Source organism: Brevibacterium sp. H602 (assembly GCF_051172395.1).
GTDB lineage: Bacteria > Actinomycetota > Actinomycetes > Actinomycetales > Brevibacteriaceae > Brevibacterium.
In genome coordinates this window covers 21,235-36,258 of the sequence record NZ_JBPIZD010000016.1, presented here as the reverse complement: position 1 = coordinate 36,258, position 15,024 = coordinate 21,235, and the positions used below count along the sequence as shown (strand labels likewise).

Genomic DNA, 15,024 nt, shown 5'->3' with positions numbered 1-15,024 from the left:
GGTCATCGCCCCGCGTACCACCGTCTCAGACGGCCTATGCGCCACCTCTTCAGACGAGCGCCACCGCCTCAGACGAGGGCCACAAGACCTTTGACCAAGGCCGCGATCCCGCCCCCGAATGCGAGGACCAGCATCCCGATCCGCGCTGCGCTCACGTCGATATGTCGGGAGAGCCAATCTCCTCCGGCGAGGCCCGCCACAAGGACGAGTCCGAGTCCGATCCAGACTCCGAGTTCCAGATGCGGCCAGGTCCCTCCGTCGATGATCACCTTCATCACCACCGCCGAGGCGGTCCCGACGACGAGGAACGGCTGCAGGGTGGCCGCGAACGACCGTTGTTCCCAGTTCGTCAGCACTGCGTAGGCGCTCACCGCCGGTCCCCCGGCTCCTGCCGCGGCGGACATCGCCCCGGAGAAGAGCCCGGCCGTCAGCCGTGTGCCGCCGTTCGCGGGAATCGTCCGCCCCAGCTTCCCCAAGGTCAGCGAACTGATGAGGGAGACGACGATGAGTGCGCCGATGAGGATCTGCAGCAGTGGGGTGGGCAGCGATGACGACAGCAGTGCGCCGGGGATGGTGCCGATCACCGCTCCCAAGGCAAGGTGTCGGAAGGGCGGCCATTCCACTTCGGCGAAGGTGCGGACGAAGACGGAGAATGAGGCGACGATTCCGCAGATGTTGACGAGGATGACGCCGCTGAACGGGTCGAGGAGGAGAACGAGGAAAGGGCCGCTGACCAAGCCGAATCCCATCCCGGTGACGCGTTGGGACAATGCGCCGAGGAACACGGCGAAGAGGATGAGCACGACGACGGGTTCCACTCGATCGAGTCTAGTCCAGCCCGATTCCCGGCTGATCCTCAGTCTCACCGCTGACCGCGGGGTTAGAGTATTCACCATGAACGCCAGTCCCCTCTGGTCGCGGTTCAGCGCAGATCCCCGATCGTATGGGCAGGTCCGGGCCTCTGATGCCGATCGCGCGGTCGTCAGTGATGTCCTCTCGGAGGGTTATGCCCTCGGTCAGCTCGACGTTGAGGAGTTCGATGAACGCACCGAGGCGGCTGCGAAGATCAAGACGCTCGGTGAAGTACCAGCGCTGATCGAGGATCTCGTCCTCGCCGATCCGGCCGAGGTCGAACCTGGCAGGCTCGACGACGCAGGTCGCGCGCAGGCCCTGGCTCGCCTCGAGGCAGAGCGAGTGCCGATCACGCCGGAGCAGATCGATGCCGCGGCGCAGAAGTACTACCGGGACCGGGTGCGCCGGTCACTGCTGGGTGCAGTCGCCGGGCCAGTCGGGATCGTGCTGGCGATCTGGGCGATCTCATCGATCGCATCTGGAGGGTTCATCTTCTTCTGGCCGATCTTCGTCATCATTCCCTCGCTGCTCGGCGGTTTAGGGCACATCGCACGTAAGGACGAGATCATCCGCAATCGGAAGAAGGAGCTCACCCGCAGAGCTCGGGCCCAGCTCGGGGATGCTGAGGCCAAGCGACAGCTCGAAGAGGGCGAAGCCCCCGAGCGGGACTATGAAGCCGACTTCGGCACAGGCCTGCAACCGCCGCATCCGTCCCATCCGCCGTACTCTCCCGGACAGATCTCACGCCGGGAAGAGCGGGACCGGCACCGGTCGCATCGCCGCTACAACCGCGATAACCCCTGGGACTGAGGGCACAGCTCAGGTCCAGCGGACCCTGTTCTGGCTCAGGCTTGGAAGATCCGGATCTGACAGGTCCCGATCTGGCTCAGACCTGGAAGATTCTCATCTGCCCGAAGTCCTGAGCTTTGTGCGTGGTGAACCACATCGTGTGCGAAAAGTGCCGCAGGTCGTCGCCGTCGGCCTCGGCCTGCCAGTATCCCCATGCGGCCGCGGCCTTGCCGTGGGTGACCGCAGCTTCGAGGTGACCGACCTCGTGAGACTGGCCGGACAACTTCAACAGCGCCTCGACGACGGCGTCCATACCCGTGTGGGTTTCAACGTCAGAGGCGTGGACGATCTGCAGCACGCAGTCGTCGGCGATCACCTCGTTGAGTGCTTCTCTGTCGCCGTTGAAGAGATTCTCCTCGAACGTCGCGACGAAGACGTTCTTCGGACTGTTTCCGCAGGAATCGGTTCCGGTGAAGGTCATGGGTCCAGCCTATGCGGGGCGAGGCTGCGGAACAACGGGTCGGCGGGCCGCCTCGGCGATGGTGGTCGCCGACTCACGACGAGCGGACACGTCCGCGTGAACGATCTGACCATCGGGCCGGGATCCGGGAGTCGCAGCACGAGAACGGCCGTGCCGGCACCCCTGCGGGCACCGGCACGGCCGATCGAACAAGCGGTGGCTATCAGAAGCCCATGCCGCCCATTCCACCCATTCCGTCCATACCGGCAGCTGCGTCTGCACCTGCGGCGGCCTTCTCGGGCTTGTCGGCGACGACCGACTCGGTGGTGAGGAACAGACCGGCGATCGAGGCGGCGTTCTGCAGAGCAGAGCGGGTCACCTTGACCGGGTCGTTGATGCCGGCGGCCAGCAGGTCCTCGTACTCACCGGTTGCGGCGTTGAGACCGAATCCGGCTTCGAGGTTGGCGACCTTGTCGGCGACCACACCGGCTTCGAGGCCGGCGTTCGTGGCGATCTGCTTCAGCGGGGCTTCGATGGCAACCTTGACGATGTTGGCACCGGTGGCCTCGTCTCCCTCGAGTGCGAGGTCGGCGAATGCGGCCTTGCCAGCCTGGATGAGCGAGACGCCGCCACCGGCGACGATTCCCTCTTCCACAGCAGCCTTGGCGTTGCGCACGGCGTCTTCGATGCGGTGCTTGGTTTCCTTGAGCTCAACCTCGGTGGCGGCTCCGGCCTTGATGACTGCAACACCGCCGGCCAGCTTGGCCAGACGTTCCTGCAGCTTCTCACGGTCGTAGTCGGAGTCTGAGTTCTCGATCTCGGCGCGGATCTGAGCGACCCGTCCGGCGATCTCCTCGGCGTCTCCGGCGCCCTCGACGATGGTGGTCTCGTCCTTGGTGATGACGACCTTGCGGGCGGTGCCCAGCAGATCGGTGGTCACGCTGTCGAGCTTGAGCCCGACTTCCTCGGACACGACCTGGCCACCGGTGAGGATGGCGATGTCGGCGAGCTGAGCCTTGCGACGGTCACCGAAGCCCGGAGCCTTGACGGCCACGGACTTGAAGGTGCCCTTGAGCTTGTTCAGCACCAGGACGGCCAGGGCTTCGCCCTCGACGTCTTCGGCGATGATGAACAGCGGCTTGTTGGACTGCTGAACCTTCTCGAGGACGGGCAGCAGATCCTTCACGTTCGAGATCTTGGAGTTGACGATGAGGATGTAGGGATCCTCAAGGACAGCTTCCTGGCGATCGGTGTCGGTGACGAAGTAACCGGAGATGTAGCCCTTGTCGAAGCGCATACCCTCGGTCAGTTCGAGCTCGAGTCCGAAGGTGTTGGACTCCTCGACGGTGACGACGCCTTCCTTGCCGACCTTGTCGATGGCCTCGGCGATCAGTTCGCCGATTGCAGGATCTCCGGCGGAGATGCCAGCGGTGGCGGCGATCTGTTCCTTGGTCTCGATGTCGATGGCGTTGTTCAGCAGCACGTTCGTGACGGCCTCAACGGCCTTCTCGATGCCGCGCTTGAGGCTGAGCGGATCAGCACCGGCTGCCACGTTGCGCAGGCCCTCGCGGACGAGGGCCTGTGCGAGCACGGTAGCGGTGGTGGTTCCGTCACCTGCGACGTCGTCAGTCTTCTTGGCGACTTCCTTGACGAGTTCGGCGCCGATCTTCTCGTAGGGGTCCTCGAGTTCGATCTCCTTGGCAATGGAGACGCCATCGTTGGTGATGGTCGGTGCGCCCCACTGCTTTTCGAGCACGACATTGCGACCGCGGGGTCCAAGGGTCACCTTGACCGCGTCCGCAAGCTGGTTGAGGCCAGCTTCGAGTCCTCGACGAGCTTCTTCGTCGAATGCAATCATCTTTGCCATAGTGGCTTAGATCCTCCCTGATGGAGTGGAGTGGGAATCCAGAGCAGTCATCAACGCCCGCGACGGCAGAGAGTGTGTCCGCATGTTCCATTCCACATATGGACCACGCTCTCGAGACGACTGGTGGGAACCCATCGGTTTTCACCAGTACTAGATTTAGCACTCTCCCCATGCGAGTGCAAATATTTGTCGCCCGCCAAGATGGGCGAGGACAGTTCGGATCCGCGAGCTGGCGGCGCGCGAAGGAGTCGGGGAGGGCAGTTCGGCCCAGCGCGAAACGCTTGGCGCAGGTGGCGCAGGCGGCGGTGCAAGTGGCGCAGGCGGCGGTGGCGCGGGCCTCAGATCCTGCCCGCCGCTGGTGCCCCGAGCCTGCGAATAGGCTCCGACCGCGGCCCGCAGGTCGACTCCAGAGGCCTCCCCGTCCGCACTCCAGGCTTTCGGTACTGTCTACTCTGAAAAACACACCGAGGAACGTGAGCAATACGAAACAAGGTGGTCAATTACGTCGATTGATCCAGCAAGTCGCAGGCATCAAATGGACACGAGGCGCCGAGGGCCCCGCCGGCTCTCCCCCCCGCAGGCACTACCTCCACAGGCACCCCCGCCCGCCGGCTCTCCCCCCGCAGGCACCCCGCCAGCAGCCACTCCCTCGCGCTGGCACTGAAAAGCGCCGAGCAGTTGCCTGCTCGGCGCTTCCCCCGTGCGATTGGTGCCGGTCGGCCCGAAAGCCGTTCCGACGCCCCGCCGCAGCGGATCAGAAAACTGTGCTGACAGCAGCCAGTCTCAGAGGAGGGTGACGGACTCCGCCTGAGGACCCTTTTGTCCTTCTCCAACTTCGAACTGAACCTGCTGGCCCTCTTCGAGAGAGCGGTAGCCGTCCATCTGGATTGCGCTCCAGTGAACGAACACGTCCTGGTTGTCGCCTTCGAGGGTGATGAATCCATAGCCCTTTTCAGCGTTGAACCACTTGACGGTACCTTGTGCCATTACTTCTCCATACAGTGCAGTGCCATTGAAATCCCGCATCGCAGCCGCGATCAGATGACCCCACCCGAGATACGGAAGCTAGTAAAACTCAACTGACCCCGCGACTTCTCTCATTGACCTCTAGAGAATAATCTCGGTGAAGCACGAATAGAACACAAGGTGCTGTGCTTGCCTAGCTGTTGCAACTCTACCGCAGGCACGCATCCCGCCTAGAGTGGTTCAGCACTGTTATAGATTCGTTATCTAAGGGTTTCTGCCCAGTTCACAGCAGGGATCGCGGCGAATGAAATCAGACCGTTCGGTCAGAAATTCGCCGAGGCGGCCCGCACGGTCACGACCCGACCGCAACCGAGGAGTCCCGCCGACTCATGCCCTTACGACCGAAGCGGCCGAGCCCGAACCGATCCCGCCGACTCAGCTGCGCTGCCGCGCCGCCGAACCGCATAGGATCACTCCGAGTCCCCGCCTTCGCTGGACTCGGGTCCGCGATCGGCGATGTCCGAACAGATGACGACGGTGACGTCGGCTTCGAAGTCGGACGAGGCCTCCGTGGCAGAGACTCCCAGCGACTTGGCGACGAGCTTGGCCTGGGACGCGTTCTCTTCGCCGTTGTAGTACACGGTCGAATCAGTGAGGTTCGTCGAATAGTTGCCGACCTGCCCGAGTTTCCAGCCCTTCTCCTCGACCGCCTCGGAGAACTTCTTCGCAGCACCGGAGACGCCGGAGCCGTTGAGGACGTCGACGGTGATCGAGTCGTCTGCGACGCTGACCTCGCTCTCACTCGGCGAGGGTTCGGCCGACGCCGATTCGGAGGCCGGAGGGTCGGCGATCTTCGACTCGGGATTGCCCATCGAGGAGAAGATGATGTTGATGGCGGCCACGACCAGCAGCACGGCGACCAGGGCGAGGATGATGACCAGCGAGATGGCACCGATGTTCGACGACGCCGCGGACTCCTGTCGATGGGCACCGCTGCGCCGTCCGGGCTCGATCTCGTCGAATTCGTCGGTCATGTCTACCTCGAGACGCGGGCTTGGGCGCGTTCGCTCTGCCGCGTGCTGCGGATTCGGCGAAGGCGCTTGACCAGCATGGGGTCGCTGGCCAGAGCTGCAGGGTTGTCGAGAAGCGAGTTGAGTATCTGGAAGTAGCTGGTGGCTGACATATCGAAGCGCTCACGGATCGCGTGGTCCTTGGCGCCTCCGTATTTCCACCACCGCCGCTCGAACTCCAAAACGGCCACCTCGAGCTCGCTCAGTTCTGAGGTGTCGTCGTTCGGCGGCATAGAGGTTGTGCTCCTTCGAGAGGTGTCTGTGCTTCTATATTATCGCCCGATCGGCGGTACTGAAATTTCCGGCGCGCCGCCGCGGATGGGAGGTCGGTCCCCGAACGGCCCAAGTCAGTCCCCAACTAACCGCACCACCCCGCCGCACGGCACCGGATCGGTGACCATGACGACGGGGTGAAGGGAACGACCTTCGCCGAGGCGGGGCCGCCTCGGCGGACCGGGTGACCCGATCGCCAGGATCGGGTCGACCCCGCGTTCGACCGCGAGGGCAGACCCGCCTCGGCGGGGAAAAGGATCAGCGGATGCGGATGTTGACCTGCTTGATCTGGGTGAATCCCTCGAGCATCCCTTCCAGCGATGCCTCGCGGCCGAAGCCCGAGGTCTTCATGCCGCCGTAGGACTGACCGGCCAGCTGGCCGCCGCCCTGATTGACCTGGACCCAGCCGGACTCGATGCGGTTGGCCATGGTCAGGGCTGCGTCCACATCCTTGGTGAAGACGAAGGCCGCGAGACCGAAGTCGGAGTCGTTGGCCATATCGATGACCTCGTCGATGTCCTTCCACGGGATGACGGAGAGGACGGGGCCGAAGATCTCTTCGCGGCTGGTCTGCCAGTCGTTCTTCGCCTTCGAGAAGATCACGGGCGCGTGGTAGAAGCCGGGTTCGCCGACTTCCAGCGAATCGGAGCCGTCATAGGCGATCTCGACGCCGTCCATCGCCTTGCCCATCTCGATGTAGCTGGCGACCTGGTCGTACTGCTTCTGGTTGATGATGCAGCCGATGTCGGTGGATTCATCGCGGGGGTCGCCGACCTTCATCTTCGACACCGCGTCGACGAGCTTGGACAGGAAATCGTCGTAGATGTCTTCGTGGAGGAACAGGCGCGAGCCCATGGTGCACGACTGGCCCTGGCGGGCGAAGCGGGTGGACAGCAGCACCTGCTCGAGGGTGTCGTCGTCGTTCGAGTCCGGGAAGATGATGTTCGGGGACTTGCCGCCGAGCTCCATCGACGAATGTGCGAGTCGACCACCGGCCAGCTCGGCGACGTGACGGCCGACGCTCGTCGATCCGGTGAATGAGACCTTGTCGACGTCGGGGTGGACGTTGAGGGCCTCACCGATGACCGAGCCCTTGCCGGTGACAACGTTGAGCACACCGGCAGGGAGGATGTCGGCGATGATCTCGGCCATCTTGAGGATGGTCAGCGGTGCATCCTCGGCGCATTTGAGGACGATCGTGTTGCCGGCGGCGATCGCGGCGGGGGTCTTGAAGGCGGCGATCATCAGCGGCGAGTTCCACGGCAGGATGCCGGCGACGACACCCAGGGGCACGCGCTTGGTGTACTGGAGCTGCTTGTCTCCGGCGGGCAGGGTGTTGCCCTTGACTTCGCCGGCGACGCCGCCCATGTAGCGGAACAGGTCGGCCAGGATGATCGTCTCCGGGCGAGCCTGGGTGCGGATCGCGTTGCCGGTGTCGAGAGCGGTCAGCTGGGCGAGCTCCTCCGAAGCGGCTTCGAGCGCATCGGCACAGGCCAGAAGCTTCTTCTGGCGTTCTTTGAACGGAAGGGCCGCCCACTCGGGGAAGGCCTTCCGTGCGGCTTTGACGGCGCGGTCGGCGTCGGCCTCTTTGCCGTTGGGCACCTTGGCGATGACGACGTTGCGGTCGATCGGGGTGATGACATCGGTGGTGTCGCCGTCAGCGGCGTCGACCCACTGACCGCCGATGAGCATCTTCCAGTTCTTGGCCTCTGGGAATTCCGACATTTCGGTCCTTTCGTTCAACGATGAACTCCTTAGGCTGAGCATAACGCGTAGCGCCGAACGGCAATACACCGGTTCGGTAGGCGATCGCGCACACCCGCTCTGCGCTCCGTGCACGTGCGCGCAGGTCGATTCCCACCCTCGCCGAGGCGGCGCCGACCATAGTGCATCGCTACACTCGTGCCCATGACGTCGACGCCTCCGATGACCGAGATCATGTCCCCCGACTGGGCGAACGCCCTGGCCGGAGTGGAGGAGCGCATCCATTCGATGGGCGACTTCCTCCGCGACGAGATCGCCGCCGGCCGCGCCTACCTGCCCTCCGGGGACTTCGTCTTCCGCGCCTTCGCCGAACCGCTGTCCGAGGTCAAGGTCCTCATCGTCGGCCAGGACCCCTATCCGACGCCCGGCCACGCCATCGGCCTGTCATTCGCCGTCGACCCCGATGTCCGTCCCCTGCCGCGGTCGCTGGGCAACATCTACAAGGAACTCGAGTCCGACCTCGGGATTCCGCCGGCCGCGCACGGGGACCTGCGCGCCTGGTCACGCCAGGGAGTCATGCTGCTCAACCGCGCCCTCACCGTCTCCCCCGGCGAACCCGCCTCCCACCGCGGCAAAGGATGGGAGGAGATCACGGAACGGGCAATCACCGCGCTGATCGAACGCGATCAGCCGCTTGTTGCGATCCTCTGGGGCCGCGATGCCCGGAACCTCGCTCCCCTGCTGACATCAGGGAACGCCGAGGTGGCCATCATCGAATCCGCGCATCCTTCACCTCTGTCGGCACGGCGGGGGTTCTTCGGCTCGCGACCGTTCTCGCGCACGAATGAGTTGCTCGCCCAGAAGGGCATCGACCCGATCGATTGGGCTCTGCCGGATCAGGTCTGAGTCCAAATTGATGGTGAGCCCGGATCAGATCTGAATCGGACCGGTGTCGGCCTCGTCCGAGGCCCCCGCTCCTCCGGGCCCACTCGACTGCGTCTTCGCGCCTCCGGACTCGCCCGATTGAGCCTTCGCTCCCCCGGATCCACTCGACTGGGTCTTCGCGCCACCGGGCTGCACCGAGTCGATGACAGAGGTCGAGGTCTCGCCGCTGCGCACCTCTTCGACCTTCTCCTCGGCCGAGCTCCGGCTCTTGAGGTTCTTCAGCGGCAGCGCCAGATAGCTGCCGAGCACAGCGCCGACTGCGAGCGCCGCATTCGCCAGGATCGCGGTGAACAGCGAGGACAGACCCACGGCGAAGGAGACGTTCTCCGACTCCGACGCGATCTGATAGACGGCGGTGAAGATCGACAGTCCCTGCAGCAGGGTGTAGATGCCGGGGATCATGAGCACGATCGCCGGCGCTCCCAGCCGCAGCGCCAGCGGCCGCGACAGAAATCCGGTGACGGTGGCCGCCAGCAGGCTGGCAAGCACATTGTCGACGTCCAACAGTGTCAGCGACATCATCGTGATGTGCGAAGCGAGGCCGACGAGCGCCGCCGGCAGGATGAACCGGCGCCTGGCCGACATCGCCACCGCACCCGACATCGCCACCACGGCCGCTGCCACCATCGACAGGATCGCCGTGACCACATGCGGGCTCGTCTTCGGCACGAGCACTTCGATATGACTGAGCCCGATGGCCTGACCGCACACGATTCCCAGAGCGATGCCGGAGACGATGCCGGCCAGAGTCATGAACACCCCGACCACGCGCCCGGCCGCGGTCAGCGGGAAGTTCGTCAGCGCATCCTGAACCGCCGAATAGAGCGACTGCGTCGGCAGCAGCAGAACGATTCCGGCAGCCACGAGGTACTGCGGTGAGGCGATGATGCCCACGTCGCCGGCGATGGTGGCGATGAGCGTCGCCGAGGCGGCCTGCAGCGCCGTGGTGAAGAACGACGGCAGGTGGGTGCGACCGAGCAGCTTGCCGAACTGGAACACGACGATGGCCATCGTGATGCCCAGGGGAATCGCGATCGGGCCTCCCCCGAGCAGCAGGACGAGGGCACCGACCATGAAGCCCCAGGCACCGGTGGTGAACCATTCGGGGAACGGCCGCCGCTGCGTGCGTATCGCGTCGAGACGACTGCGTGCCTCGTGGAATTCCAGACGCCCGTCGACGAGGTCGGTGACGAGCTTGTGCACCGAAGCGAGCTTCGCGAAATGCGTGGACTCACCGCGGTTGACCCGCATCACCGTCAGCAGACGTCCGTCCGAGGTCGAATAGTGCACGACGAGGGTGTTCGAGGTCAGATCGACCTCGACGGTGGCCAGACCGCAGGCGGTGCACGCGGCGATGACGGAGACCTCGACATCGCTGGTGCCGGCACCGGCGCGCATCATCATCGCCGCGATATCGGCGGCGAGGTCGAGGATCATCCGGGCTTCGTCTTCGCTCGGCTCATTCGCCTGCACGGGTGCCTGGTACGGGGTGCCCTTGAGCGCGGTGACGATCGGCACCGGCTGCGTGTTCTCCGTCGTACCGGAGACGAGTTTGCCCACGGTGCGCCGAGCAACCTTCTGGGCGATGCGCTGAGACGCACCGAGGTGGTCGGTGCGGGACTTCGACCGCCCGCCGCTGCGCTCGGACTTCGCCGCCTTCGCCGCCGCGGCCTTGGCGATGTCCTCGGGTTGGGGCTCCGGTGAGGAGTCCCGCAGTTCGGCAAGTCGCTGCAGTCGGGTGCGCTCGAGCAGCTCGCGCAGGGCCTGAGATCCGGCCTCCGGATTGCCGCCGGAGACCGGGGCCGGGGACGAACCGCGGACAGGGCCCGGTTCAGTCGGGTCCTCGACCCGAACCTCGGTGGTGGTGGCGTCCTCGAGTTCTCTGTCGCTCACGGCTCGCTGATGAGTGTCGGGCCGAGCGGGTCGGCGATGTGCGCGGTTCCTGAGGCGGCGTCGTAGTCGAAGACGCGCCGGCCGGAGACGAAGACGGTCTCGGCGCGGGAGTTCAGATCGAGCGGATCGCCGGACCAGATGACGATATCGGCGTCACGGCCCACGGCCAAGGAGCCGAGGCGGTCCTCGAGGCCGAAAATCGCGGCCGGATTGATCGTCAGCGCTTCGATCGCGACGATCGGGTCGAGGCCTTCCTTCACGGCCAGCGAGGCTTCGTGGATGAGGAAGTTGATCGGGATGACCGGATGGTCGGTGGTCAGAGCGATGCGCACTCCCGCCTCGGCGAGGGAGGCCGCGGTGGCCAGGGTGCGGTCGCGCAGTTCGACCTTCGACCGGGAGGTCATCAGGGGTCCGAGGATGACGTCGATGCCCTTGGCGGCGATGAAGTCGGCGATCTTGTGGCCCTCGGTCCCGTGGTTGATGACGAGGCGGTAGCCGAATTCCTCGGACAGGCGGATGGCGGTGGCGATATCGTCGGCACGGTGGCAGTGCTGGTCCCAGGCGAGCTTGCCGTCGAGGACGTCGGCCAGGGTCTCCTTGACCAGGTCGCGGTCGAACGGGGTGCCGTCGGCTTCGGCTTGCGCACGGTTGGCCTGGTAGTTCCGCGCTTCGACGAAGGCGTCGCGGATGATCTTGACGGTGCCCATCCTCGTCGATGGGGTGACCTTCTTCTCCCCGTACACGCGTTTCGGGTTCTCGCCGAGTGCGGACTTCACGGACAGATCCTGCGTCACGAGCATTTCATCGACGATCCGACCCCAGGTCTTGAGGAAGGCGGTGCGACCGCCGATGGGATTGCCGGAACCGGGTTTGATAAGCGCCGAGGTGACACCCCCACGCAGCGCATCCTTGAATCCGAGATCGGTGGGGTCGATACTGTCGAGCGCGCGCAGGCCCGCCCCGTTGGGATCGGTCATCTCGTTCGTATCGTCACCGGACCAGCCTTCACCGTCCTCATGCACGCCGAGGTGGCCGTGGGCTTCGATGAAACCGGGCAGGACCCAGCGTCCGCCGGCGTCGATGACCTCGGTGTCCGCGGGGAGGGATGAGGTGTCCACGGAGCCGGGGGCCACCTCGGTGATACGGCCGTCCCTGACCGTCAGCGTGCCGGATTCGATCGCCTCGGCACGGTTCCCGGACGCATCGGCCACGGGCACGATCCGCGCGTTCGCGATGACGAAATCTGTGGCTGCGGGGACCGGGACTGACCGATACATTCTGCTCCTAGCGAGGGGGTCGGCGACGACGTCTGGCTGCGGTGTCGAGTGTACGCCACCCAAGGTTTCGGCGGGGTGACCTCGGGGCCGTTCGCCGCGTTGGCGGGAGGCTTCCGACGGGGCGCGTTCTCACCTTCTTCCCTCCCCAATTGCTACCTGACGGCGGCCCAGCAACCTGGCGCGAGGTTGCTGGGCCGCCGTCAGGTAGTAATGGGGGCTACCGCGGGGTAGGCCGAGTCGGGCCCGGCGTATAGTCTGGATGAGTCGCACGAAGAGAGAAGGATCCCTGATGCTTGAGCCGATCACCTCATACGTCGCAATCGGAGACTCGTTCAGTGAGGGTCTGATGGATCCCGACCCCAGGGTCGAGGACCGGTACCGCGGCTGGACCGACCGGCTCGCTCTCATGCTCACCGAGTCGTCGGTGGGCAGTCCGGACCTGTCCTATGCCAATCTGGCCATCCGGGGGCGTCTGCTCGACCGCATCGTCGATGACCAGGTGCCGCAGGTCCTCGAGATGAAGCCGGACCTCGTGAGCCTGTGCGCCGGAGGCAATGACTGCCTGCGTCCGAAGGCCGATATCGATGCCCTGGCCGCGAAGTTCGAACGCGCCGTGATCGCGATGCGTGAGGCCGGCATCGAGGTGCTCATGTGCAATGGCTTCGATACCGAGTTCAGCACCCCGCTCATCCGTGCGGTGCGTCCGCGCGTGGGAATCTACAACGCCCATCTGTGGTCGATCGCGCAGCGGCACGGCTGCCATATGGTCGACCTGTGGGGGCTGCGGTCGCTCTACGCCGCGGAGATGTGGGCCGATGACCGCATCCACCTGTCGACGAAGGGTCACCACCTCGTCGCCGAGCAGGCTCTGGCCACGCTTGAGAGCGGCCGCTCACTGCCGGCCAAGGGCTTCGGAGTTCCGGCACGTCCGACGCGGGCGATCCGAGAAGTGATGAGCGAGGAGTCGCGGTGGGCCCGTGAGTACCTGGCCCCGTGGGTCGGTCGCCGACTGCGCGGGCAGTCCTCCGGTGACACCCTCGACCCGAAGCTGTCGGAGCTCACCCGCGTCCGTGACCTCGTCGAACGCTCGCGTGAGGTCGACCGTGCCCGGGAGAACGGCGAGGCCGACGCCACCGACGAAGCGGGCACTGCCGGCCGGACCGGCTCGGGCGAAACCCGCGCAGGCGACGCCGACGCTGGTGGGGTGAACGCACCTCGGGGTTCCGAAGGATGAGCGTCGAATCCGTGCGCATCCCCGGACTCTCTGCCGCCGGGACCGACCTGGCTCCGGCGTTCCGGCACGCCTACGGGGAGGCCCCCGAGCAGTTCGTCGAGGTCTATGGTGACCCGGCGACCGCCTCGGCGACGGTCATCTTCGTTCACGGAGGCTACTTCCGACCCCGCACCGATCTGTCCCATGCCCGACCATTGGCTCGGGCGCTGGCCGAGTCCGGAGTGCTCGTCGCCTCCGTCGAGTACCGCAGACTCGGCGGTCAGCCGCTCCTGCTCGACGATGTCACCGCGGCCATCGAGTCGGTGTGCGCCGAACTGCCGCGGTGGGGTGTGAGCGAGCGGGCGCGGGAGAATCTGGTCGTGTCGGGCCATTCGGCCGGTGGCTGCCTCGTCCTCGCCTGGGCCTCGCATCTGCCCGCGGAGGGACCCCGGATCCGTCTGCGTCCTCTGGCACCGGTGACCGATCTGCTGCGGGAGGTCGAGGGCAACCTCGGCGATGGGGCAGTCCTCGACTATATGGGTGTGCGGCCGGAAGTCGATATGGAAGCCTACCTGCGCCACGATCCCAGGTCACGGGCGGCCCTCATCCCGGCACGCGTCGACGTGCATTCGATCCACGGGGACGCCGATGCCACCGTCGACGTCGAATTCTCTCGTGTCTTCCCCGCGGCCCTGACCGAGCTGCCGGGGGCGAACCATGCCGATGTCATCGACCCCGACTCCCCGTTCTTCCCGCAGGTGAAGAGCCTGCTTCTCGGCTGAAGGTGCTGCTCAGATCCCGTCGGGGCTGATGCCGGGTCCGTTCTCGATGCCGGTGCGGATGTCGAAGAGCTCGGGGAAGAACGTGAGATCGAGCGCCTTCTGCAGGAATCCGACGCCGCTCGAACCACCCGTTCCGCGTTTCATGCCGATGATCCGCAGCACAGTGCGCATGTGCCGGTAGCGCCAGATCTGGAAGTTCTCCTCGAGGTCGACGAGCTCTTCGCAGCTCTCGTATTCCTGCCAGTACTTCTGCGGGTTCTCGTAGATGATGCGGAAGACATCGCACAGTTCCTCGTCGAAGGTGTGGGCGACCGATTTGTCTCGGTCGAGGAGCCGCTGCGGCACCGGAAGACCGCGCCGGGCCAGGCAGGCGAGGAACTCGTCGTAGATGCTCGGTTCCTCCAGATACTGCTCCAGGGCCGCACGCGCCTCGGGCTCACCGTCGAAGACCGGGAGCATGGCCCGATTCTTGTTGCCGAGCAGGAACTCCACGGCCCGGTACTGCCAGGACTGGAAACCGGAGGCACGGCCGAGCTGGTCGCGGAACCCGACATATTCGCTCGGCGTCAGAGTGGCGAGGACAGACCACTGCTCGGTCAGGGTCTTCTGGATGTGTTTGACCCGGGCGATGCGCTTGAGCGCGGTCTGCAGCTCATCGGCGGCGATGAGTCGCCGGGCGTCGAGGAGTTCGTGGATGACGAGCCGGAACCACAGCTCCGTGGTCTGGTGCTGGATGATGAAGAGCAGCTCGTCGTGGTGCTCGGGGCTGCTGACGGGGTGTTGGGCGTTCAGGAGCCGGTCGAGGTCGAGGTACGACCCGTAGGTCATCGACTCCCTGAGGTCGGTGTGGACCCCGGCTTCGAGGTCGCGTTCGTTCTTCTCGGCCGTCGTCCGAGCGTCGCTGCCCGGGTCATGGTTGGTATCGGTCATGAC

General features: G+C 65.3%; 14 protein-coding genes. 4 read left to right on the top strand and 10 right to left on the bottom strand.

Features of this window, described 5'->3' with window-relative positions:
• Window positions 1–68: 68 nt before the first annotated feature.
• Entirely contained in the window at window positions 69–818 is a 750-nt protein-coding gene (locus tag ACSBQT_RS12815) for a sulfite exporter TauE/SafE family protein (protein WP_410708730.1), read from the bottom strand.
• A 76-nt stretch (window positions 819–894) separates the two neighbouring features.
• On the opposite strand from ACSBQT_RS12815, the gene ACSBQT_RS12810 reads away from it, so the two are divergent.
• Window positions 895–1,662 (top strand): DUF1707 SHOCT-like domain-containing protein, encoded by a 768-nt coding sequence (locus ACSBQT_RS12810; protein ID WP_410708731.1) that lies wholly within the window; start codon window positions 895–897, stop codon window positions 1,660–1,662.
• Between the two features lie 76 nt (window positions 1,663–1,738).
• Here the strand turns inward: ACSBQT_RS12810 and ACSBQT_RS12805 are convergent, their stop codons facing one another.
• The 6 genes from ACSBQT_RS12805 to ACSBQT_RS12780 form a co-directional block, all read right to left on the bottom strand.
• Complete coding sequence (locus ACSBQT_RS12805; RefSeq protein ID WP_410708733.1) at window positions 1,739–2,122, bottom strand: hypothetical protein; 384 nt, start codon at window positions 2,120–2,122, stop codon at window positions 1,739–1,741.
• 202 nt (window positions 2,123–2,324) lie between these two features.
• Window positions 2,325–3,968, bottom strand: a complete 1,644-nt coding sequence (groL, locus tag ACSBQT_RS12800; protein WP_039208485.1) for a chaperonin GroEL — start codon at window positions 3,966–3,968, stop codon at window positions 2,325–2,327.
• A gap of 783 nt (window positions 3,969–4,751) precedes the next feature.
• The gene (locus ACSBQT_RS12795; RefSeq protein WP_025780447.1) at window positions 4,752–4,955 is read right to left on the bottom strand and encodes a cold-shock protein; all 204 of its coding nucleotides are present in this window, start codon (window positions 4,953–4,955) and stop codon (window positions 4,752–4,754) included.
• A 449-nt stretch (window positions 4,956–5,404) separates the two neighbouring features.
• Window positions 5,405–5,968, bottom strand: coding sequence for a LytR C-terminal domain-containing protein (locus ACSBQT_RS12790; protein ID WP_181270737.1), 564 nt, complete (start codon window positions 5,966–5,968; stop codon window positions 5,405–5,407).
• A gap of 2 nt (window positions 5,969–5,970) precedes the next feature.
• Window positions 5,971–6,237: a DUF3263 domain-containing protein gene (locus ACSBQT_RS12785; RefSeq protein ID WP_025780444.1), complete on the bottom strand. Its 267-nt coding sequence runs from the start codon at window positions 6,235–6,237 to the stop codon at window positions 5,971–5,973.
• A 298-nt stretch (window positions 6,238–6,535) separates the two neighbouring features.
• Window positions 6,536–8,002 (bottom strand): aldehyde dehydrogenase family protein, encoded by a 1,467-nt coding sequence (locus tag ACSBQT_RS12780; protein WP_173151393.1) that lies wholly within the window; start codon window positions 8,000–8,002, stop codon window positions 6,536–6,538.
• Between the two features lie 183 nt (window positions 8,003–8,185).
• On the opposite strand from ACSBQT_RS12780, the gene ACSBQT_RS12775 reads away from it, so the two are divergent.
• Window positions 8,186–8,887 (top strand): uracil-DNA glycosylase, encoded by a 702-nt coding sequence (locus tag ACSBQT_RS12775; RefSeq protein ID WP_410708735.1) that lies wholly within the window; start codon window positions 8,186–8,188, stop codon window positions 8,885–8,887.
• Window positions 8,888–8,911: 24 nt separating this feature from the next.
• Here the strand turns inward: ACSBQT_RS12775 and ACSBQT_RS12770 are convergent, their stop codons facing one another.
• Together ACSBQT_RS12770 and ACSBQT_RS12765 are read right to left on the bottom strand one after the other, a co-directional pair.
• On the bottom strand, window positions 8,912–10,819 hold the full coding sequence (locus ACSBQT_RS12770; protein WP_410708737.1) for a threonine/serine ThrE exporter family protein: 1,908 nt from the start codon (window positions 10,817–10,819) through the stop codon (window positions 8,912–8,914).
• Window positions 10,816–12,096, bottom strand: a complete 1,281-nt coding sequence (locus tag ACSBQT_RS12765) for an amidohydrolase (protein ID WP_435001888.1) — start codon at window positions 12,094–12,096, stop codon at window positions 10,816–10,818. Before ACSBQT_RS12765 ends, ACSBQT_RS12770 begins: the two co-directional genes overlap by 4 nt.
• 289 nt (window positions 12,097–12,385) lie before the next feature.
• On the opposite strand from ACSBQT_RS12765, the gene ACSBQT_RS12760 reads away from it, so the two are divergent.
• Both ACSBQT_RS12760 and ACSBQT_RS12755 read left to right on the top strand, forming a co-directional pair.
• Window positions 12,386–13,330: an SGNH/GDSL hydrolase family protein gene (locus tag ACSBQT_RS12760; RefSeq protein WP_410708739.1), complete on the top strand. Its 945-nt coding sequence runs from the start codon at window positions 12,386–12,388 to the stop codon at window positions 13,328–13,330.
• Window positions 13,327–14,091, top strand: coding sequence for an alpha/beta hydrolase (locus ACSBQT_RS12755; protein ID WP_435001887.1), 765 nt, complete (start codon window positions 13,327–13,329; stop codon window positions 14,089–14,091). Before ACSBQT_RS12760 ends, ACSBQT_RS12755 begins: the two co-directional genes overlap by 4 nt.
• 9 nt (window positions 14,092–14,100) lie before the next feature.
• On the opposite strand, the gene ACSBQT_RS12750 is transcribed toward ACSBQT_RS12755, so the two are convergent.
• Window positions 14,101–15,021, bottom strand: coding sequence for a tryptophan 2,3-dioxygenase (locus ACSBQT_RS12750; protein WP_435001886.1), 921 nt, complete (start codon window positions 15,019–15,021; stop codon window positions 14,101–14,103).
• Between the last annotated feature and the right edge of the window lie 3 nt (window positions 15,022–15,024).